At 65.5% G+C, this 19547-nt stretch carries 21 protein-coding genes; 9 read left to right on the top strand and 12 right to left on the bottom strand.

The window, feature by feature from the left end; genetic code table 11:
* Positions 1 to 179: 179 nt before the first annotated feature.
* The gene (locus tag I6L39_RS19215; protein WP_216990544.1) at positions 180 to 1220 is read left to right on the top strand and encodes a diguanylate cyclase; all 1041 of its coding nucleotides are present in this window, start codon (positions 180 to 182) and stop codon (positions 1218 to 1220) included.
* A 104-nt stretch (positions 1221 to 1324) separates the two neighbouring features.
* Positions 1325 to 1612: a hypothetical protein gene (locus I6L39_RS19210; RefSeq protein ID WP_216990543.1), complete on the top strand. Its 288-nt coding sequence runs from the start codon at positions 1325 to 1327 to the stop codon at positions 1610 to 1612.
* Positions 1613 to 1626: 14 nt separating this feature from the next.
* On the opposite strand, the gene I6L39_RS19205 is transcribed toward I6L39_RS19210, so the two are convergent.
* From I6L39_RS19205 to I6L39_RS19180, 6 genes are all read right to left on the bottom strand, one after another.
* Positions 1627 to 2352 carry an ABC transporter substrate-binding protein gene (locus I6L39_RS19205; RefSeq protein WP_209793166.1) on the bottom strand — a complete coding sequence of 242 codons (726 nt, stop codon included), beginning with the start codon at positions 2350 to 2352 and terminating at the stop codon, positions 1627 to 1629.
* A 167-nt stretch (positions 2353 to 2519) separates the two neighbouring features.
* Positions 2520 to 3014 carry a GDYXXLXY domain-containing protein gene (locus I6L39_RS19200; protein WP_209792906.1) on the bottom strand — a complete coding sequence of 165 codons (495 nt, stop codon included), beginning with the start codon at positions 3012 to 3014 and terminating at the stop codon, positions 2520 to 2522.
* Positions 3015 to 3120: 106 nt separating this feature from the next.
* Positions 3121 to 4128, bottom strand: a complete 1008-nt coding sequence (locus I6L39_RS19195) for a DUF4401 domain-containing protein (RefSeq protein ID WP_216990542.1) — start codon at positions 4126 to 4128, stop codon at positions 3121 to 3123.
* Positions 4121 to 5059, bottom strand: coding sequence for a DUF2157 domain-containing protein (locus I6L39_RS19190; protein ID WP_216990541.1), 939 nt, complete (start codon positions 5057 to 5059; stop codon positions 4121 to 4123). The genes I6L39_RS19195 and I6L39_RS19190 overlap by 8 nt, the downstream gene beginning before the upstream one ends.
* A 202-nt stretch (positions 5060 to 5261) precedes the next feature.
* Positions 5262 to 5819 carry a TMEM165/GDT1 family protein gene (locus tag I6L39_RS19185; protein ID WP_041213111.1) on the bottom strand — a complete coding sequence of 186 codons (558 nt, stop codon included), beginning with the start codon at positions 5817 to 5819 and terminating at the stop codon, positions 5262 to 5264.
* Positions 5820 to 6063: 244 nt separating this feature from the next.
* Positions 6064 to 6393, bottom strand: coding sequence for a translation initiation factor (locus tag I6L39_RS19180; protein ID WP_042078139.1), 330 nt, complete (start codon positions 6391 to 6393; stop codon positions 6064 to 6066).
* 119 nt (positions 6394 to 6512) lie between these two features.
* On the opposite strand from I6L39_RS19180, the gene I6L39_RS19175 reads away from it, so the two are divergent.
* The 3 genes from I6L39_RS19175 (at position 6513) to I6L39_RS19165 (ending at position 9353) form a co-directional block, all read left to right on the top strand.
* Positions 6513 to 6740: a FeoA family protein gene (locus I6L39_RS19175; protein WP_041213109.1), complete on the top strand. Its 228-nt coding sequence runs from the start codon at positions 6513 to 6515 to the stop codon at positions 6738 to 6740.
* A gap of 103 nt (positions 6741 to 6843) precedes the next feature.
* Positions 6844 to 9114, top strand: a complete 2271-nt coding sequence (gene feoB / locus I6L39_RS19170; protein ID WP_216990540.1) for a Fe(2+) transporter permease subunit FeoB — start codon at positions 6844 to 6846, stop codon at positions 9112 to 9114.
* Positions 9111 to 9353: a FeoC-like transcriptional regulator gene (locus I6L39_RS19165; RefSeq protein WP_216990539.1), complete on the top strand. Its 243-nt coding sequence runs from the start codon at positions 9111 to 9113 to the stop codon at positions 9351 to 9353. Before feoB ends, I6L39_RS19165 begins: the two co-directional genes overlap by 4 nt.
* Before the next feature lie 116 nt (positions 9354 to 9469).
* Here I6L39_RS19165 and glgC read toward each other — a convergent pair whose 3' ends face one another.
* The 3 genes from glgC to I6L39_RS19150 all read right to left on the bottom strand — a co-directional run bounded on the left by glgC (position 9470) and on the right by I6L39_RS19150 (position 12528).
* Complete coding sequence (glgC, locus tag I6L39_RS19160) at positions 9470 to 10744, bottom strand: glucose-1-phosphate adenylyltransferase (RefSeq protein WP_216990538.1); 1275 nt, start codon at positions 10742 to 10744, stop codon at positions 9470 to 9472.
* A 234-nt stretch (positions 10745 to 10978) separates the two neighbouring features.
* Positions 10979 to 12115, bottom strand: coding sequence for a PilT/PilU family type 4a pilus ATPase (gene tapW, locus I6L39_RS19155; protein WP_209792896.1), 1137 nt, complete (start codon positions 12113 to 12115; stop codon positions 10979 to 10981).
* A gap of 56 nt (positions 12116 to 12171) precedes the next feature.
* Positions 12172 to 12528 (bottom strand): DMT family protein, encoded by a 357-nt coding sequence (locus I6L39_RS19150; RefSeq protein ID WP_010675200.1) that lies wholly within the window; start codon positions 12526 to 12528, stop codon positions 12172 to 12174.
* Between the two features lie 110 nt (positions 12529 to 12638).
* Between I6L39_RS19150 and I6L39_RS19145 the strand changes: the two genes are divergently transcribed.
* The 3 genes from I6L39_RS19145 (at position 12639) to I6L39_RS19135 (ending at position 15238) form a co-directional block, all read left to right on the top strand.
* On the top strand, positions 12639 to 13403 hold the full coding sequence (locus I6L39_RS19145) for an ABC transporter substrate-binding protein (protein ID WP_216990537.1): 765 nt from the start codon (positions 12639 to 12641) through the stop codon (positions 13401 to 13403).
* Positions 13404 to 13479: 76 nt separating this feature from the next.
* Complete coding sequence (gene btuC, locus I6L39_RS19140; RefSeq protein WP_209792892.1) at positions 13480 to 14484, top strand: vitamin B12 ABC transporter permease BtuC; 1005 nt, start codon at positions 13480 to 13482, stop codon at positions 14482 to 14484.
* Between the two features lie 4 nt (positions 14485 to 14488).
* Entirely contained in the window at positions 14489 to 15238 is a 750-nt protein-coding gene (locus I6L39_RS19135) for an ATP-binding cassette domain-containing protein (protein ID WP_216991847.1), read from the top strand.
* 356 nt (positions 15239 to 15594) lie between these two features.
* Here the strand turns inward: I6L39_RS19135 and I6L39_RS19130 are convergent, their stop codons facing one another.
* Positions 15595 to 16662 (bottom strand): 3-deoxy-7-phosphoheptulonate synthase, encoded by a 1068-nt coding sequence (locus I6L39_RS19130; protein ID WP_216990536.1) that lies wholly within the window; start codon positions 16660 to 16662, stop codon positions 15595 to 15597.
* Positions 16663 to 16803: 141 nt separating this feature from the next.
* Here I6L39_RS19130 and I6L39_RS19125 point away from each other — a divergent pair, with 141 nt between their 5' ends.
* Entirely contained in the window at positions 16804 to 17184 is a 381-nt protein-coding gene (locus I6L39_RS19125) for a diacylglycerol kinase (protein WP_042078148.1), read from the top strand.
* Positions 17185 to 17264: 80 nt separating this feature from the next.
* On the opposite strand, the gene serA is transcribed toward I6L39_RS19125, so the two are convergent.
* Positions 17265 to 18497, bottom strand: a complete 1233-nt coding sequence (gene serA, locus I6L39_RS19120; RefSeq protein ID WP_216990535.1) for a phosphoglycerate dehydrogenase — start codon at positions 18495 to 18497, stop codon at positions 17265 to 17267.
* A 249-nt stretch (positions 18498 to 18746) separates the two neighbouring features.
* Positions 18747 to 19406 (bottom strand): ribose-5-phosphate isomerase RpiA, encoded by a 660-nt coding sequence (gene rpiA, locus I6L39_RS19115; protein ID WP_042078150.1) that lies wholly within the window; start codon positions 19404 to 19406, stop codon positions 18747 to 18749.
* Positions 19407 to 19547 lie beyond the last annotated feature (141 nt).

The raw sequence follows: 19547 nt of genomic DNA, 5'->3' as shown, positions 1-19547 counted from the left end.
TGCGCTGGTTCAAAGTTATGGCCCGGGGCGGGCCGCCGGGTGGGCCCCGGGCGTGGCGGTGCGCCCGCCAGGCCTTAAGCGGGTGGGCGTTTTCCCGGCCTACCCCTTTCTCGCACTTGTCTGGCGTGCCCCGAGTTGGCTAAGGTGTGCGGCAATCGCATGCAAGCCGGGAGAGAGGCATGGACAAGATATTGCAGGCTCTGTCAGTACGGGTCACCGGGGCACGGGATCTGGAGAGTCTGACCCGCCCCCTGCTGGAGATGCTGGAGACGGTGACCGGGCTGGAGTCGACCTACCTGACCGAGATCGATCTCGAGCAGGGCATCCAGCATATCCGCTATGCCCGCAACGTGGCCGGGCTGCAGATCCCGGAGGGGGCGGCGGTGGAGTGGAGCGATACCCTGTGCCGCCGGGCCATCGACGAGGAGAGGCGCTATACCGACGACGTCGCCGCCCACTGGGGGGATTCGCAGGCGGCCAGGGCCCTGGGCATCCGTACCTATCTGAGCAGCCCGGTGCGCACCTCGTCCGGCTCCCTCTATGGCACCCTGTGCGGCGCCAGCGCCGAGCGCAAACCCCTGGTGGAGGGGGCGGAGCAGCTGATCGCCTTCTTCGCGCGCCTCATCGCCGAGCAGGTGGAGCGCGAGCACCTGCTGCTGCAGTTGCAGCGGGCCAACGACGAGCTGTCACGCCAGGCCCTGTCCGATCCCCTGACCGGGCTGCCCAATCGCCGGGCCCTGATGCTGGAGCTCACCCGGCTGTTCTCCCTGTCGGATCGGGCCGGGCACCCCGTCTTCATCGCCTTTATCGATCTCGACGGCTTCAAGGCCATCAACGACACCCACGGCCACGACGCGGGGGATCGGCTGCTCACCACCATGGCGCGGCAGCTGAGCGGGACCCTGCGCAGCGGCGACATGCTGGCGCGCTTCGGCGGCGACGAGTTTGTCGCCGTGGGCATGGGGCCCATCCCGGGGGCCCGCTCGGTCGAGGCGGCGGTGCAGACCTTCCAGCGCCGCCTGTTCGAGCAGAGCGTGCTGCAGCTGCCGATGGGGGATCGGGTGCTTCACTACCCCGGCGCCAGCGTGGGCGCGGTGGCGGTCGATCCGGCACGGGTCAGCGTCGAGGAGGCCCTGCGCCGGGCCGATGCGAGCATGTATGCGGTCAAGCGCCAGCGGCGCAGCGCAGGGGACGGCCCCATCCCGCCTGCGACCCATTGACGGGCCCGGCCCGCGAGGGCCCTGGGGCCGGTTTGATGCGGCGCATGGCGAGGCCGCTCCCCCGATGCTAGGATGCCCATCCCTTTCCAAGACGGAGCCCAGTCGTGGCCAATCCCTTCATTCGCACCCTGCGCGCCCTGGCGGCGCAGGCGACCGCCCTGATCGCCGGGCTCTCTGAGTTTCAGCAGCGCATCTGGGTGGTCAGCATCATCAAGGATGCCTATACCGACACCTTCATCGTCAACGAGGGGAGCTTCGAGGAGCCCATGCAGTGGATGCACCGCAAGGGCTACAGCGCCGAGATGCTGGCCCGGGTCGAGGCCATGGCCCGCTCCCAGGTGATCCAGCTCGAGCTGGGCGGGCAGCACCACCGCCTGATGCGGGTGAAGTAGGGACGGCGCCGGGCTCAGGGGGCGGGGAAGTACTTGTGCTGGATCTGCTGGAACTCGCTGCTGGCCAGCACCTGGGTCAGGCCGTGCTGGAACTCCTTGACCAGGGCATCGTCCACCGGGTGGCTGAAGGCGAAGCAGAACTGCTCCGAGCTCAGCACCCAGCGCACCGCGAACCGGGCGGGATCCAGCTGCTGGGCCTTGATGAGGTCCATCAGGGTGGACTTGTTGCTGGAGATGAGGTCGACCCGGCCCGAGGTGAGCATCTTGAGCGCCTGGGGGAGGCGGTTCGCGGTCATGATCTTCTGCTCGTCGAAGCCGCCGTTGAGCAGCAGTTGCTCCCCCACGTCGGCGCGCACCGCGCCTATGGTGTACTGCTGGGCATCCTCGGGTCGGGTGAGGGTCAATGGGCGGCTGGCGAGGCCCATCAGCACTATCTCGGCATAGCCGATGGGGCAGGCCCACTTGAACAGCGGGTTGCGCGCCTCGGTGCGGGCGGTGGAGAAGAGCACCACATTGGGCTTCTGGGTCAGCAGGTAGTAGCCCCTCGCCCAGGGCAGGATGCTGACGGGCTGGGGCGGCGTGCCTGTCTTCTGCCACACCAGGTGCAGCAGGTCGATGGCGAAGCCGCTGGGGGTGCCCCCTTCCCCGGCGAAGTTGTAGGGTTTGTACTCCTCGGTGAGGTAGTGCAGCTTGGCGAGCGCCGGGCTGGCCTGCAGCGGGCCAGCCCAGAGCATCGCCATGAGGGCGGTGCCCGCGAGGGTGGCGAGCCTGCCCCTGATCCCTGACATCCCTGTTCTCATCCTGACCGTCCTGCTCCGAGTGCCCAGTTTCAAGTGTTGCCAAATCATGGGGTTTCGCCACCCAGGGGGGAAGGGGAGGGCGGGGGGGCCGCCCTTTTCAGAAGGCATCACCAGGCCGGGCGGCTGTGGCCGATGGGCTTGAACGCCTCATCGCGCAGGCCCACCAGCAGGGTGTCACCATCTTCCTGCAGGCGGAATTCGCCGTAGCGCGCCTGCTCATACTGAGCCCCCGCCCCCTCCTCGAAGAAGAAGGCATCCGGCCCGATCCGCCATTGACCCTGGACGTTGCGCACCCTCAGCAGGCGCTCGCCCGGGGCCAGGGCCTCGGGGTTGCCTTGCGCCACCCAGTGCGCCACCTGATCCCCGTCGAGGCGAACGACCAGGGTATGGGCGCCGGCAGCCTCCTGACGGCCCGCCAGCTGGCGGGCGAGGGCATAGTTCAGCCGCATGTAGTCCCCCTGCATCAGGGAGCGGGGATCGACCGGCGCGAGCTCGAGCAGCACCACCTCGCCGGCGCTCATGGCGCGCTCGAAGCGCCAGACGCCGGCATTGATGCCCACCAGGATGGCGAGGCCGGTCAGCAAGAAACCAAGGCGTCTCATGCGGTATTCCTCCCATGAAGGGGCTTGTGCCCTTGAGCGTCGCCGAGCGACAGGGCGCCGAAGCCCGGCAATGCGATGAGGCCGATCAGCAAGAAGACGAGGCGTCTCATGAGGCTATCTCCCTGCCGAGGGTCTTCAGCAGATGGCGGGTGCCGAGCAGCAGGGCGCCCGAGCCCAGCAGCAACCAGGACTTGGTCATCAGGGTCAGCCCCAGATCGTAGTAATAGAGGGAGCCGAAGCCGAGCAGCAGCAGGACGGCCAGGGTCATGAGCGCGAGGCTGCCGCCGTAGAAGCCGAGCACCAGCACCAGGGCGCCGGCGCCCATGCCGGGGATGAAGGCGCTGAGCAGCACCAGGGGCAGGCCGGCGAACAGCGGCAGCCTGAGGCGCACCATGATCCCCAGCAGCAAGGCGGCGCAGAGCAGGGGATTGAGCCAGTGCGGCAGCCGGGAGGGGCTGAACTCGTCCAGCACGCTGGCTCCGCCGTCCCAGAGCGGGTGGTGCAGCCGTCCCAGCACCAGCAGGGAGAGGGCCAGTCCCAGGGTCAGGGACTCGTAGAGCTGATGGCGAACGGGATCCCGCTCGGCCTGCAGCCAGCACAGGGTGACGGCCCCCATCACCAGCGGCAGGGCCAGCAGGTGCAGGCCGAGGCAAGCCAGTCCAAGCGTGAGCAGGATGGCGGCGGCGAAGCTGTGGAACAGGCGCACCAGCCAGTGCTCGAACAGGGCGGCAATCCCGAGGGAGAGGGTGCAGAGGCCGAACCAGAGGGGGGCCGCGTCCAGATCCAGCCTGTCCAGCAGGCCGTAGAGCAGCCAGGCATCGGCCGCGAGCGCCAGCGCCAGCACGAACTGATCCCAGAGATCGGTGCGTCGGGCGGTGCGATTGAGGCCGAGGGCGGCGATCATCAGGACGGCGCCCATGGCGAGGGCGTGGTCCGCCTCCCGGGTCAACTCCTCGAACGCCATGAACAGAAAGAAGAGCAGGAAGAGGGCGGCAATCCAGCCCACCATGCCGAGTAGGAAGCGGCTCGACCAGTGGGGCTGTTCGTCCCTGGGGCACTCCCCTTCCACCAGACGGGCGGCCCTCAGGCGCTCCCAGATCACAGGATCAGACATGTGGCCTCCGTTGTTGTTGCAGCCAGCGGCTGGCCAGCACCGACAGACCGATGGCGATGAGACAGAGCAGCAGGAAGCCGTTCATGTCGGGCTCCATCCACTTGCCGAGCGCCGCCAGGATGACGGCGATGAGGCTCAGGCAGCCCATGGCGAGCCCGGCGATGAACCTGTGGTGCCAGCGCAGGTAGGCGGCGGCGAGCCAACCTAGCCAGGCGGGCCAGACCCAGGGGGAGGCGGCATCGAACAGGGCCAGCAGGGCCAGCAGGGTGACCCCGAGCCCGGCGGCCAGCCCCGCCAGCCAGGAGGGCATCAGGGCGTAGCGGGCGGGGGCCAGCATGAGCAGCCCCCAGAGGGCGGCGTTGAGCAGGGTCAGGCACCAGCCGAGGGCCTCCTCGTCGAAGGAGAAGAAGAGATCGATGAGGCCGAGCCGCCAGTAGAGCACCAGGGCGAGCTGGCCGAGCAGCCAGGCGAGCGTCCAGAGCAGCGGGCTCCTGCCGAGCGCCGCCAGCGGCAGCAGCAACAGGGCCCAGGTGGCGAACAGTTGCCAGGGATCGGCACCGGTCTGGTAGGTCTGGCCCACCAGGGCCAGCAGGGCGCCGAGGTTGAGGGCCAGGGTCAGCAGCAGGGCCTGGCGCGGGGTGTCGGCCAGGGGCCTGCGCCAGAGTACCAGCAGCATGGCGAGCAGGGGCAGCTCCAGCAGGGCGAGGCGCGAGAGGCGGCCCAGGGCCTGCCAGTTGAAGGCGACGAAGAACACCAGGCCGGCACCGAGGCAGAGACAGCCGAGCCAGAGCAGCAGGCGGTCGAACAGCCAGCGCCAGCGGGCGGGGCCCGGGGGCAGATCGCACAGGGCGAGAGCGGCGGACAGGGACTCCCGGGGGAGGCGGCCGCGTCTGACCCAGTCGAGCAGGGTCTGTCTTGAGGTGAGGTGCATGGCGAGGCTCCTGAAGCCGTCGTGCCTGAAAGATAAGGCATTATGGCACGGCGCCGCGCTCCGGGGCAGCATCCGCGGTGGGGATGCGACATCGGCGCCGGGCACAAAAAAGCCCCCGCCGGGAGGAGGGGGCCGGAATGACGGCCGGGGCGGCGGTGTTGATCAGTGCTCACGCTGATCCCACCCCCTTGTCCCCGGGGCGTCAGACGAAGATCAGGGTGCTGACGCCCAGGCCCACGAACAGCGCGGCGCAGGCGATGCGGATCCCCTTGAGGGGCAGCCTGTCGGCGCCGAGCTTGCCGAGCAGCACCACGGGGACGTTGGCCAGCATCATGCCGAGGGTGGTGCCCGTGATGACCTGGACGAGGGAGTCGTACTTGGCCGCCAGCAGCACCGTGGCTATCTGGGTCTTGTCACCGATCTCGGCGATGAAGAAGAGCACGAAGGTGGCCATGAAGGGGCCGTATTTGTCCAGCGAGCTCTCCTCGTCGTCCATCTTGTCCGGCACCAGGATCCAGGCGGCCATGGCGATGAAGGCGCCGGCGACCAGCCAGGTCATCACCCTGGGGTCCATCCAGCGACTGATGAACTCCCCTATCCAGGCGGCGCCCGCATGGTTGAGCAGGGTGGCGGCCAGCATGCCGGCGATGATGGGCCAGGGTTTGCGAAAACGACAGATGAGCAGCAACGCCAGCAGCTGTGTCTTGTCGCCGATCTCGGCGATGGCAACGCTGATGGTGGAGGTTAACAAGGCTTCCATAAAGATGACCGGGGGACGGAATTGTAATAAACCAAAGACAAGCCTGTGCCATCCGTCCCCGGTTCTGGCACTGGCCCGTCAAAGGTCTTGTCAAATCCGGCATTGCCCGGATCACCCTGACCATGGTGAGTTGGCACCAAGTATGTTGATCAGGATCGCGCACCGGGTTGGCACCCGCGGCGAGACTACTCCCCCTCGATGGGAGCCGGCATTCTAGGGAAAAAGCGCGGGAGAGACAAGCAGATCAACCGCCCACCAGCTTGACCTGAAAGCCCGCCCTCTCCAGTTCGGCCTTGATCAGGTCCCGTTTGTCCCCCTGGATCTCGATGATCCCCTCCTTGAGGCCGCCGCCGGTGCCGCACTTCTTCTTGAGCAGGGTGGCGAGGGCCTTCTGCTGATCGGCAGGCACGCCGTAGATGCTGATGACCCCGGCCCCCTTGCGCCCCTTGGTCTCGCGCCGGATGCGCACGACCCCGTCGGCGGGGAAGGGGGAGGCGTTCTGGGCGGGGGCGGATTCCTTGATCATGCCGCCGTCCGTGCTGTAGACCAGGCGGCTGTTGTTGTCGTGACTCATGGCAATACTTTGTCGGTTAGCGAAGCGGAGTTTGATTTTACGCAAATAAATGTTGGGGGCACAGCTTATAATCCTCCCACTAAAAGCGAATTATTCTTGTTTAACTTCAGGGGCCCGTCATGGTACTCACACAGCTGTCGCCGGGACAGAGTGCTCGCATCAAGAACATGAACCAGTTGACGCGTCCATTGCGACGCAAGCTGATGGTGATGGGGCTGCTGCCCCAGACCGAAGTCCTCTATCTGCGGGCCGCCCCCCTGGGGGACCCGCTCCAGATCCAGTGCCAGGGCATCTGCCTCTCCATGCAGCGGAGCCTGGCCCAGCAAATCGAGGTGGAGCCGGTATGAGTTTCCTTGCAGCAGAAGAGCCTGGCTCAACTTACCAATGTGGAAGCGCCATGAGCCACTCACAGCAGAAGAGCCTGAATCATCGAATCGAGGTGGAGCCGGTATGAGCTACAACCTGGTCACGGTCGGCAATCCCAACAGCGGCAAGACCTCCCTGTTCAACGCCCTGACCGGCTCCCGCCAGCAGGTGGGCAACTGGAGCGGGGTCACCGTCGACAAGAAGATGGGGACCTTCTCTGCCGAGGGGCAGGACTACAGCCTGGTGGACCTGCCCGGCATCTACGCCCTGGCAAACCAGGAGGCGAGCCTGGACGAGCAGATCGCCAGCCGCTTCGTCCAGAGCCAGCAGCCGGATCTGCTGCTCAACGTCATCGACGCCGCGAACCTGGAGCGCTCCCTCTACCTCACCCTGCAACTGCGGGAGCTGGGCCTGCCCATGGTGGTGGTGCTCAACAAGATGGATCTGCTGGAGAAGCGCCGCATCGCCATCGACGAGGCGCTGCTCGCGAAGGCGCTGGGCTGCCCCGTGGTCTCCTTGTCCGCCCACAACCGCCAGCAGGTGGCGGCCTTCAAGGCCCGTATCCACCAATTCATCGGCCAGTCCCAGCCCGCCCTGGTGCTCGACTACGGCCAGCCCCTGGAGGCGGACATCGCCGAGCTGGAGACCCTGCTCGCCCACCACCACCTGAGTACCCGCGGTCGCGCCCTGCGCCTGCTGGAGGAGGACGTCGCCATGCAGGCGACCCTGGCGGCGGGCCAGCAGGCCGCCGCCGCCAACCTGGTGGGCCGCGCCCACCACGCCCAGGACATCGACCTGCAACTCGCTGATTTGCGCTACGGCCACATCCACCACTGGTGCCAGCAGGCGTGCCAGCAGAAGGGCAGACTCACCGTCGCCCAGAGCGAGCGGCTGGACAGGGTGCTGCTCAATCGCTGGGTGGGCATCCCCTTCTTCCTGCTGGTGATGTACCTGATGTTCATGTTCGCCATCAAGGTGGGCAGTGCCTTCATCGACTTCTTCGACATCCTGGGGGGGGCCCTCTTCGTGGACGGGGTGCACCACCTGCTGGGGCTGGTGTCGGCCCCCGACTGGCTGGGAGCCGTGCTCGCGGACGGCATAGGCGCCGGTCTGCAGACGGTGGCGACCTTCATCCCTGTGGTGGGCTGCCTCTTCCTGTTCCTCGCGGTGCTGGAGAGCTCGGGCTATCTGGCCCGCGCCGCCTTCGTGGTGGATGCCCTGATGCGCCGCCTCGGCCTGCCCGGCAAGGCGTTCGTCCCCATGCTGATGGGCTTTGGCTGCACAGTGCCCGCCGTGATGGCGACCCGCACCCTGGGGTCGGAGCGCGAGCGGCTGATGACCTCGGCCATGGCCCCCTTCATGTCCTGCGGTGCCCGCCTGCCGGTCTACGCCCTGTTCGCGGTGGCCTTCTTCCCCGAGTCGGGGCAAAACCTGGTGTTCGGTCTCTATCTGTTCGGCATCCTGGTGGCGGTGCTCACCGGCCTCTTCCTGCGCAGCACCCTGCTGCCGGGCAAGAGCGACTCCATGGTGATGGAGATGCCCGATTACGAGTGGCCCCGTCCGGTGGACGTGGGGCTGCGCACCTGGCAGAAGCTCAAGGGCTTCATCTTCGGCGCCGGCAAGACCATAGTACTGATGGTGGCGGTGCTGAGCGTGCTCAATTCGCTCGGCACCGACGGCAGCTTCGGCAACCAGGATCAGGAAGACTCGGTGCTGAGCAAGCTGAGCCAGTCCGTGACCCCGGTGCTGCATCCCATAGGCGTGCGGGACGACAACTGGCAGGCCACGGTCGGCATCCTCACCGGCATCTTCGCCAAGGAGGCGGTGGTCGCCACCCTCAACAGCCTCTACGCCGGCGGCGCCGGTGACGAGGAGCAGAGCGAGTACTCCCTGCTCGGCAGCCTGAAGGAGGCGCTGGCCACCATTCCCGCCAACCTGGCGGACATCGATCCCGCCGATCCCATGGGGCTCAAGGTGGGGGAGCTGGCGGACAAGCAGGCGGCGGCCGAGGCCCAGGAGGTGGACACCTCCACCTACGGCAACATGCAGACCCACTTCGACGGGGTGGCCGGCGCCTTCGCCTACCTGCTGTTCGTGCTGCTCTACATGCCCTGCGCCGCCGCCATGGGCGCCCTGGTGCGGGAGACCGGTCGCCAGTGGGCCCTGTTCACCGCCGCCTGGTGCAACTACGTGGCCTTCCTGTGCGCCACCCTCTTCTATCAACTGGCGACCTTCGCCGCCCACCCGGAGCAGAGCCTGATCTGGACCCTGAGCTATCTGCTCTCCCTGGGGCTGCTGTGGTGGCTGGGCCGGCGCCACGGCGATCTCATCGCCCGCAGGGTGGTGACCCTGTGATACTGCGCGAGCTGGGGGATTACCTTGCGAAGAGCAAGCGGGCGAGCCGGCGGGAGCTGGCCCGCCACTTCCACACCTCGGAGGATGCGGTGGAGGCCATGCTCGGCGTCTGGATGCGCAAGGGGCGCGTCGTCAAGCGGGAGACCCGGCTGTGCGGCGGCAGTTGCTGCGGCAGCAGCGAGGAGGTGACGTTCGAGTGGTGCGAGCCCGGCCGGATAGGGCTGGTGCAAAAAGGCTGACGCCACCTGAGATGAAAAAGGGAACCCCAGGGTTCCCTTTCTTGTGGGCAGCGGGCGGGGCAGAAACGGCACCCTGGTGCTTGCTCGGGGCCAGCGGCTGGGCGCCCTCTTCGCCGTCATGCCAGCCTGGCCAGCATCTCCCTGGTGACCAGCACTATGCCCTGCTCCGAGCGGTGGAAGCGGCGGGCATCCTCGTCGGCATTTTCACCTATCACAGTGCCTTCCGGCAGCTTGCAGCCCTTGTCGATCACCACCCGGCGCAGCCGGCAGCCGGCCCCGATCTCGACCCCGGGGAAGATCACCGCCTGATCCAGGGTGCAGAAGGAGTCGACCCGCACGTTGTTGAACAGCAGCGAGCTCATGATGAAGGAGCCGCTGACGATGGTGCCGCCGGCGAACATGGAGTTGATGCTCATGCCGTGCTGGCCATTCTGATCCTGCACGAACTTGGCGGGGGCCGTCATGTTTTGGCTGGTCCAGATGGGCCAGTGCTGATCGTAGATGTCGAGCTCTGGCGTCACCGAGGCGAGATCCATGTTGGCCTCCCAGAAGGAGTCCACCGTGCCCACGTCGCGCCAGTAGGGGCGCTGCTGCTCCCCACAGCCGACGCAGGACATGCTGAACGGGTGGGCGTAGGCGGTGCCCTCCCTGACCACCCGCGGGATCACGTCCATGCCGAAGTCGTGATGGGACTGCTCGTCGGCCAGATCCTCTTCCAGCAGCTGGTAGAGATAGGCGGCCTCGAAGATGTAGATCCCCATGGAGGCGAGCGCGGTGTCGGGGCGCCCCGGTATGGCCGGCGGGTCGGCGGGCTTCTCGACGAAGGCGTTGATCTTGCGCTCCCCGTCCACCGCCATCACGCCGAAGGCGCTCGCCTCCTGGCGCGGCACCTCGATGCAGGCCACTGTCATGCGGCTGCCCAGGTTGACGTGATCGAGCAGCATGGCGGCGTAGTCCATCTTGTAGATGTGATCCCCCGCCAGCACGATCACGTACTTGGGGCCGTGCTGGCGAATGATGTCGAGATTCTGGTAGACCGCATCGGCGGTGCCGCGATACCAGCTGACCTCGTCCACGCGCTGCTGGGCCGGCAGCAGCTCGATGAACTCGTTCATCTGGTAGCGCAGGAAGGACCAGCCCGACTGCAGGTGACGCAGCAGGCTGTGGGACTTGTACTGGGTGACCACACCGATCCGGCGAATGCCGGAGTTGACGCAATTGGAGAGGACGAAATCGATGATGCGGAACTTGCCGCCAAAATGGACGGCCGGTTTCGCCCGATCGTCCGTCAACTGCTTGAGGCGGCTGCCTCGCCCTCCTGCGAGCACCAGGGCCATGGTCTCGTTCAGCAACTGTCTGGCCTTCGCGGTGTTGGCTGGTTGTAACGACATGGAATACCTCTTTATTGATATGTCGCCTCAATAGTGCCTCCTTTGAGGCCTGTGCGAAAGGGTTTTCAGCTCCTTTTGCCCGGCTGGGGACGGAAGACCCGCCCTGTCGTCATCCTGAGTGACGAGAGTTGTCGTGGTGGGAGGGGCTGACCGAGGTTGCGGCCGGGCAGGGGAGGGAGGTGAAAAAAGCCCCGCGAGGGCGGGGCCGGGTGCAACGGGGGTCGGGGCAGGGGGCTAGATGAGATCCCCTTCGTCCTTGGTGGGCTCCAGGCTCCAGCCGCTGGCCGCCGCGCTGTTGCCTATCTGTCCCTTCTCTCGCCACAGCTTGATCTTGAGGCGCAGGTTGTTCTGGGAGTCGGCGTTCTTCACCGCCTCCTCCTCGTCGATCACCCCCTCCACCACCAGATCGAACAGGGTGCTGTCGAAGGTGACCATGCCAAGGGCCCTGGATTTCTCCATGATCTCCTTGAGGCCGCCAAACTCGCCACGCTTGATGAGATCGCGCACCGTGTGGGTGCCGAGCATGACCTCCACCGCCGCCCGGCGCCCCCCATCCGTGGTCTTCACCAGCCGCTGGGAGACGAAGGCCTGGAGGTTGTTGCCAAGATCGTTGAGGAGCTGGGGCCTGCGCTCCTCCGGGAAGAAGTTGATGATGCGATCCAGTGCCTGGTTGGCGTTGTTGGCGTGCAGGGTGGAGATGGCCAGATGCCCGGTCTCGGAGAAGGCGAGGGCATGCTCCATGGTCTCCCGATCGCGGATCTCGCCGATCAGGATGACGTCCGGCGCCTGGCGCAGGGTGTTCTTCAGCGCCGCGTGGAAGCTGCGGGTGTCCACCCCCACCTCCCGCTGGTTGATGATGCACTTCTGGTGGCGATGGACGAACTCCACCGGATCCTCGATGGTGATGATGTGGCCGCCGCTGTTGCGGTTGCGATGGTCGATCAGCGCCGCAAGCGAGGTAGACTTGCCCGAGCCCGTGCCGCCGACGAACAGCACCAGGCCGCGCTTCTCCATGATGGTGTCGAGCAGCACCGGAGGGAGCTTGAGATCCTCGAAGCGGGGGATCTCGGTCTTGATGTTGCGCGCCACCAGCGACACTTCGTTGCGCTGCTTGAAGATGTTGACCCGGAAACGGCCTGTCTGGGGCAGGGAGATGGCGAGGTTCATCTCCAGCTCCTTCTCGAACTGTTGCTTCTGCTCGAGATCCATGATGCCGTCGGCGATGCGGGCCACCTCACCGGGTTCGAGCGGTTCCTGAGTGAGGGGGCGCAGGGCGCCGTTGAACTTGGCGCAGGGGGGGGCGCCGGTCGAGAGATAAAGGTCGGAGCCATCCTGCTTGGCCAGGATCTGTAGCATGTCTCTCAATTCCATGGAGTGCCTCGTCGCTCAAAGGGAAGGGGGGGATGGATGTGCTTGAGTGTACAGCCTCAGGCACCGGTCAGTTTTTCGCGGAACACAAAAAACACCGCGCCCAGGATGCACAGGCCGGCCCAGAGGTAGTCCCACTTCAGATCCTCTTTCAGATAGAAGATGGAGAAGGGCACGAACACGGTGAGGGTGATCACCTCCTGCAGGATCTTGAGCTGGCCGACCGACAGCACTGTGTGGCCGATGCGGTTGGCGGGCACCTGCAACAGGTATTCGAACAGGGCGATCCCCCAGCTTACCAGGGCGGCGATGATCCAGGGTTTGTGATTCATGCTCTTGAGGTGGGCATACCAGGCAAACGTCATGAAGACGTTGCTGCAGATCAGCAGACCGATACTGGTCATGATAGGGTTCATTAGGTTCTCCTTTGAAATCAATGCATTTTATCTCGACTCCACGGGTTTTCATAAGTGGGGCTTGCGGGTATTTTTAACCCACAAGGATGTGACAACAAAGGTTGAACTGGATGGGCAAGACAAGCTGGAGTGTGCTTGGTCTGCTGTTTGTCGGCTGGATGGCGGGGGCGCAGGACGCGCAAGAGACGCAGGGGCAAGGCATGCCGACGCTGACGGTGGCGACCGAGTTCTGGCCGCCGTTTCGCATGGCTGACGAGGATGGCCGGATCCGCGGCCTGGACATCGATATTCTGCACCGGTTGCAGGCGCACAGCGGTATCCGGTTCGAGGTGAAGCGGGTGCCCTGGGGGCGGGCCCTCAAGCAGATGCAGACCGGCAAGACCGACCTGATGATCGGGCTGGCTCACACCCCGGAGCGGGCCGCTTATATCGACTACCTGCAACCGTCCTACTACCAGTGCCATCCCGCCTTCTACGGCAAGGCCCAGGTGGCCGCCTCCCTGCGCGACTATCGGGATCTGCACGGACAGAAGGTGGGCTATGTGCTGAGCTCGGCCTATTTCGAGCGTTTCGATAACGATGGGGGTCTCGACAAGCACGGCGTGTTGACCGAGGACCAGCTGCTGCGCATGGTGGAGCGGGGCCATCTGCCCTTGATGGTGGGCACCGACTGCCAGGTGGATTACGCCCTGAGCCAGCGCAATGACACAGGCCTCGTGAAGGCGGCCTATCGGCCGGCGCACACCTCGGCGCTCTACCTTGGCATGAGCAAGCACTCACCCCACCATGAGCTCGGTCCCAGGCTGGCGAAGGCGTTGCAGGTCATGGTGGAGAGCGGCGAGATAGAGGCGCTGGCCAAGCCCTACCGTCCTTGACCTTGGGTGGTAACGCGCTGTTATCATGCACCTTTCCTGCTGCCCCTGGGGCGGCCTCTCTCATCTCGGGGATCTCGTGTATCTCGCTCTCCTCCATCGCCAGCAGCGCTGGCAGCGCCACTGGCTGCTGGGCCTGTCGCTGCTGACCCTGGCCCTGTTCCTGCTCTCCCTCGTCCTCGGGGAGTTCGTGCTGCTCCCCTGGCACCCGCTCGGGGAGCTGGAGCTGCGCATCCTGCTGGATCTGCGCCTGCCGCGGGCCCTGCTGGCCCTGCTGGCGGGGGCGGCGCTCGCCTGCGGCGGTGCCGTGCTGCAGGTGATGCTGCACAACCCGGTGGCCGAACCCGGCCTGCTCGGGGTGTCGAGTGGTGCCGGTCTCGCCGCCATGGTGGCCATGGCGGTGGCGAATGCCCTCGGGCTCTACCTCCCGGGCTGGGGGCTGTCGCTGGCGGCCTTCGGCGGTGCCCTGCTGGTGACCATGCTGCTGATCCGGCTGGCGCGTCGGGCACGGCTCGGCCACACCCGGCTGCTGCTGTTCGGGGTCGCCATCGGCATTCTCACCAACGCGGCCATGACCTGGCTGATGTACTTCGCCGATGACGGCGCCCTGCGCGAGTACATGTTCTGGATGATGGGGAGCCTGGCCTATGGCAGCCAGCAGTTCGCCTGGTGGTGGCTGGTGCTGCCGCTCACCCTCTGCTGGCTTGGCTGGCAGGGGCGGGCGTTGCAGCAGCTGCTGCTGGGGGAGACCCAGGCCCGCCTCATGGGGATGAACGTGGAGCGCATGCGGGTGCGGCTGGTGCTGGCGGTCTGTCTGCTCACCGGGGTGGCGGTGTCGCTCTGCGGTGTCATCGGCTTCGTCGGCCTGGTGGTGCCCCACCTGCTGCGGCTGTGCGGCGGCAGCGATCAGCGCTTTTTGCTGCCCGCCTCGGCGCTCGGCGGCGGCGCCCTGCTGCTCGGGGCCGATCTGGTGGCCCGCTCCGTGCTGCAGGCCGGGGAGCTGCCCATCGGCGTCATCACCGCCTCTGTGGGGGCGCCGCTCTTTATCTCTCTGTTGCTGAGGCAGGATGATGCTGGACGTTGATCCCATGCTGGAAGCCCGCGCCCTGGCCATCCCGGAACGGCTGGCTCCCCTGGATATCGCCTGGGCCGGCGGTCAGCTGGTGGCCCTGCTCGGCCCCAACGGCAGCGGCAAGTCGAGCCTGCTGGGAGCCCTGGCCGGCATACTGCCTGCCGACGGCGCCGTGCGGATCGAAGGGGACGAGATCGTCGCTCTCGGCTGGTCCGAGCTTGCCAGGCGGCGCGCCATGCTGCCCCAGCGCCAGCCCCAGCTGTTCCATATCCCGGTGTTCCAGGTGCTGAGCCTGGGGCTAGACGAGCAGGGGCCGCGGGAGGCGCAAAACGGGGCCGTAGCCGAGATCTGCCGCGCGCTGGAGCTGGAGGCCCTGCTGGCACGGGACTTCAGCCGTCTGTCGGGGGGCGAGCAGCAGCGGGTGCTGATCGCCCGCACCCTGCTGCAGCTGTGGCCCGGCCTCAACCCGGCCGGGCGGCTCCTGCTGCTGGACGAGCCGCTGGCGGGGCTGGATCTGCACCATCAGCTGGCGCTGCTGCGGCTGCTGAAGGAGCTGGCCGCTCAGGGCCTGTTGGTGGTGGTCGCCATCCACGACATCAACCTGGCCATCGACTGGGCGGATCGCGTTCTCTGCCTGCAACAGGGCCGCGTGGTGGGCGAGGGGGACGTCGGGATCATCGACGAGGCGCTGCTGGAGCGGGTGTTCCAGATCCGCACCGACCGCGTCGAGTCGGCAGGCCGGGTCTGGTTTATGCCGAGCCTGTGAGGAACGGGCGGCGACGCTCTGACCAGTTCCCAACAAGTGTTCCAAATAAGCAGAAGGGGCCGGATATCGCGGATATCCGGCCCCTTCTCGTTGCATTGGCGATTCAGGCCGACAGCTTGTCCAACCGCACCTTGGCCGCCTCGGCCAGCATGGCCAGCAGGGTCTCGGTGTCGCCCCAGGACAGGCAGGCATCGGTGATGCTCTGACCGAAGGGTGATGACGCAGCCGTTAACCCGGGCGGATTTTTTCCAGACGCACCTTGGCGGCCTCGGCCAGCATGGCCAGCAGGGTCTCGGTGTCGCCCCAGGAGAGGCAGGCATCGGTGATGCTCTGACCGAAGGGTGATGACGCAGCCGTTAACCCTGGCGGATTTTTTCCAGACGCACCTTGGCGGCCTCGGCCAGCATGGCCAGCAGGGTCTCGGTGTCGCCCCAGGACAGGCAGGCGTCGGTGATGCTCTGGCCGAAGGTGGCGGCGCAGCCGTTCTCCACGTCCTGACGCCCCTCCACCAGGAAGCTCTCGGCCATGATGCCGGCGATGCCGGTGCGGCCGCGGCGCAGCTGATCGCAGATATCCTGGGCCACCAGCAGCTGGCGGCGGTGATCCTTCATGCTGTTGCCGTGGCTGAAGTCCACCACCAGGCGCTCGGGCAGGCCCACCTGGGCCAGGGCCTCGCATGCCTCGTCGATGCTGGCGGTGTCGTAGTTGGGCCTGTGGCCGCCGCGCAGGATCACGTGGCCATAGGGATTGCCGGCGGTACGGTAGATGGTCATCTTGCCGTCCTTGTCCGGGGAGTAGAAGATGTGGCTGTGGCGGGCGGCGCGCACCGCATCGATGGCGATGCGGGTGTTGCCGTCGGTGCCGTTCTTGAACCCCACCGGGCAGGAGAGGGCGGATGCCATCTCGCGGTGTACCTGGGATTCGGTGGTGCGCGCCCCGATGGCGCCCCAGGTGATGAGGTCGCTGATGTACTGGCCGGTCACCATGTCGAGGAATTCGGTGGCGGTGGGCATGCCCATCTCGTTGATGTCCACCAGCAGCTGGCGGGCCAGCTTCAACCCTTCATTCACGTCGAAGCTGCCATCCAGGCGCGGATCGTTGATGAGCCCCTTCCAGCCGACTATGGTGCGCGGCTTCTCGAAGTAGGTGCGCATCACGATGCACAGGCTCTCCTTGTACTGCTCGCGCAGGGTATTGAGGCGCTGGGCGTATTCGCGGGCGGCGGCGGGATCGTGGATGGAGCAGGGGCCGACGATGACCAGCAGGCGCTGATCGTCACCGGCCAGAATGGCTTCTACATCGTGGCGGGCATCCAGCAGGTTCTGGGCGACGGTGTCGGTTAACGGGAAGGCGTGCGCCAGCTCGCTGGGCGTGATCAGGGACTCCAGGCGACGGGTGCGCAATTCATCGGTGTGAATGGACATACGACTCAATTCTCGAGTGGATAAGAGGGGCGGGACGCCAAAATGCAAGGGAATAAAATAAAGCAAAACGCCCCCGATGGAAACCTCGGGCGGCTCTGATAGGATGTGAGCCCAAAAGCCATTTCAAATGAGGTAGTTATCGTGGCAAAGCCAGGCGCGACCGGGATCACCCGCATCATCAACGCAACCGGTTACAGCATGAAGGGTCTCAAATCGGCCTGGATCAACGAGGCCGCCTTCCGTCAGGAGCTGGTGCTGATCCTGCTGCTGATGCCGCTGGCGTTCTGGATTGGTGACTCCCTCAACGAGATCCTGCTGCTCGTCTGCATCAGCTGGCTGGTGGTGATCGTCGAGGTGCTCAACTCTGCCATCGAGGCGGTGGTGGATCGCATCGGCTCCGAGCATCACGAACTCTCGGGCCGCGCCAAGGATCTGGGCTCCGCCGCCGTCTTTATCGCGCTGGCCCTGAACGCCCTGGTATGGGGGGCCCTGGTGGGCCGCAATCTGCTGGGATGGTGGTAGGTTGCGAGAGCAACCTTTCTCCTGACATAAAAAAGCCCGTCATCACGACGGGCTTTTTGTTGCTTCGATAAACGGGCTTATCAGTGCAGGATACGGGCACGGATGGTGCCATTGATCTCTTTGAGACGGGTCAGGGCCTTCTCGCTGTGCTCGGTTTCCACGTCGATCACCACGTAGCCGATCTCGCTGCTGGTCTGCAGGTACTGACCGGCGATGTTGATCCCCTCGTCGGCGAAGATCTGGTTGATCTGGTTCATGACGCCGGGCTGGTTGCGGTGAATGTGCAGCAGGCGGCTGGAGCCCTTGTGACCCGGCAGGGAGACTTCCGGGAAGTTGACGGCGGAGAGGGTGGAGCCGTTGTCGGAGTACTTGACCAGCTTGTTGGCCACTTCCAGACCGATGTTCTCCTGGGCTTCCTGGGTCGAGCCGCCGATGTGCGGGGTCAGGATCACGTTGTCCAGGCCGCGCAGCGGGGTGAGGAACTCCTCGTCGTTGGACTTGGGCTCCACTGGGAAGACGTCGATGGCGGCGCCCGAGAGGTGACCGCTCTTGATGGCGTCGGCCAGGGCGTCGATGTCCACCACTGTGCCGCGGGAGGCGTTGATGAAGATGGCGCCCGGCTTCATCATGCGCAGCTGCTCTGCGCCGATGAGATCCTTGGTGGAGGCGGTCTCCGGCACGTGCAGACTGATGACGTCAGACATGTTGAGCAGCTCCACCAGGTTGGGCACCTGGATGGCGTTGCCCAGGGAGAGCTTGTTCTCGATGTCGTAGTAGTAGACCTTCATGCCGATCATCTCGGCGATGATGCCAAGCTGGGTGCCGATGTGGCCGTAGCCTATGATGCCGAGCTTCTTGCCGCGGGCTTCGACGCTGCGGTTGGCGAGCTTCTCCCAGACGCCGCGATGGCACTTGGCGTTCTTCTCCGGGATGCCGCGCAGCAGCAGCAGGATCTCCCCCAGCACCAGTTCGGCCACGGAGCGGGTGTTGGAGAAGGGGGCGTTGAAGACGGGGATGCCGCGCACGTGGGCGGCGTCCAGGGCGACCTGGTTGGTGCCGATGCAGAAGCAGCCGATGGCCACCAGCCTGGTGGCGGCATCCAGCACCTTCTCGGTGATCTGGGTGCGCGAGCGCAGGCCCACGAAATGCACGTCACGAATGCGCTCGATCAGTTCCTCTTCCGACAGGGACGTCTTCAGATATTCCACATTGGTGTAACCGGCGGCCCGAAAGGTCTCCACCGTGTTGGGATGGACTCCCTCCAGCAGCAGTACCTTGATCTTATCCTTGTCCAGCGAAAACTTGGCTGTCATGACGTTCCCTCTATTGTTTTTGAAAAATGCGCTCAGGCTTGCAGTGTGAAGAAAACCGTAAAGTAGCAAAAACGTTTGGGAGAGGGAATATTTGTGACGAAAGTCAAATTCTTTGAAGTTATCAACGTTTTTTGCAGCAGTGCTGCTACAAGCCATTGAGGGATAAATAGAAACGGCGCCATCAGGCGCCGTTGTCATATCACGGGAGCAAAGAAGAGGGATCAGATGACCCCGATCGCCCTCCCGCCGTCACCCTTGCTGGGTCACGACGCCATCCGGCGTGCCGATCAGCACCACGTCGGCGCCACGGTGGGCGAACAGGCCGTTGGTGACCACGCCCACTATGCTGTTGAGCTGGGTTTCCAGCTGCTTGGCGTCGGTGATGGCCATGCCCTTGACGTCCAGGATGATGTTGCCGTTGTCGGTGATCACCCCTTCACGCCAGACCGGGTTGCCGCCGAGTGCCCGGATCTCGCGGGCCACGTATTCGCGGGCCATGGGGATCACTTCCACCGGCAGCGGGAAGGTGCCGAGCACGTCCACCGTCTTGGTGTTGTCGATGATGCAGATGAACTGGTCGGCCACGGCGGCGACGATCTTCTCGCGGGTCAGGGCGGCGCCGCCCCCCTTGATCATGTCGCGGGTGGCGTTGATCTCGTCGGCGCCATCCACGTAGACGGAGAGGGTATCGACGTCGTTGAGGTCAAACACCGGGATGCCAAAGCCCTTGAGGCGCTCGGTGGAGGCGACGGAGCTCGATACCGCGCCCTTGATCTCGTCCTTCATGGTTGCCAGCGCATCGATGAAGTGGTTGACGGTAGAGCCGGTGCCCACACCGACGATGGAGCCGGGTACCACGTATTTGAGCGCAGCCCAACCGGCCGCCTTCTTCATTTCATCTTGAGTCATGATGGATCCTTATGGAAAAAGCGGGCGCATTATATCCAAGCCACCCCCCCGGGGCGACCATGGCGCTCACGTTCCGGGGCAAAAATCCCCAAGATGTAAATCGTTTGCCTGTTTATTGAGCCGAGGGGCGGGGAAGGGGCG

The sequence above is a fragment of the Aeromonas sp. FDAARGOS 1409 genome (genome assembly GCF_019048705.1).
Taxonomy (GTDB): Bacteria; Pseudomonadota; Gammaproteobacteria; order Enterobacterales; family Aeromonadaceae; genus Aeromonas; species Aeromonas sanarellii.
Note: the sequence above shows the minus strand (reverse complement) of the source record. Positions and strands in the feature narration are given on the sequence as shown.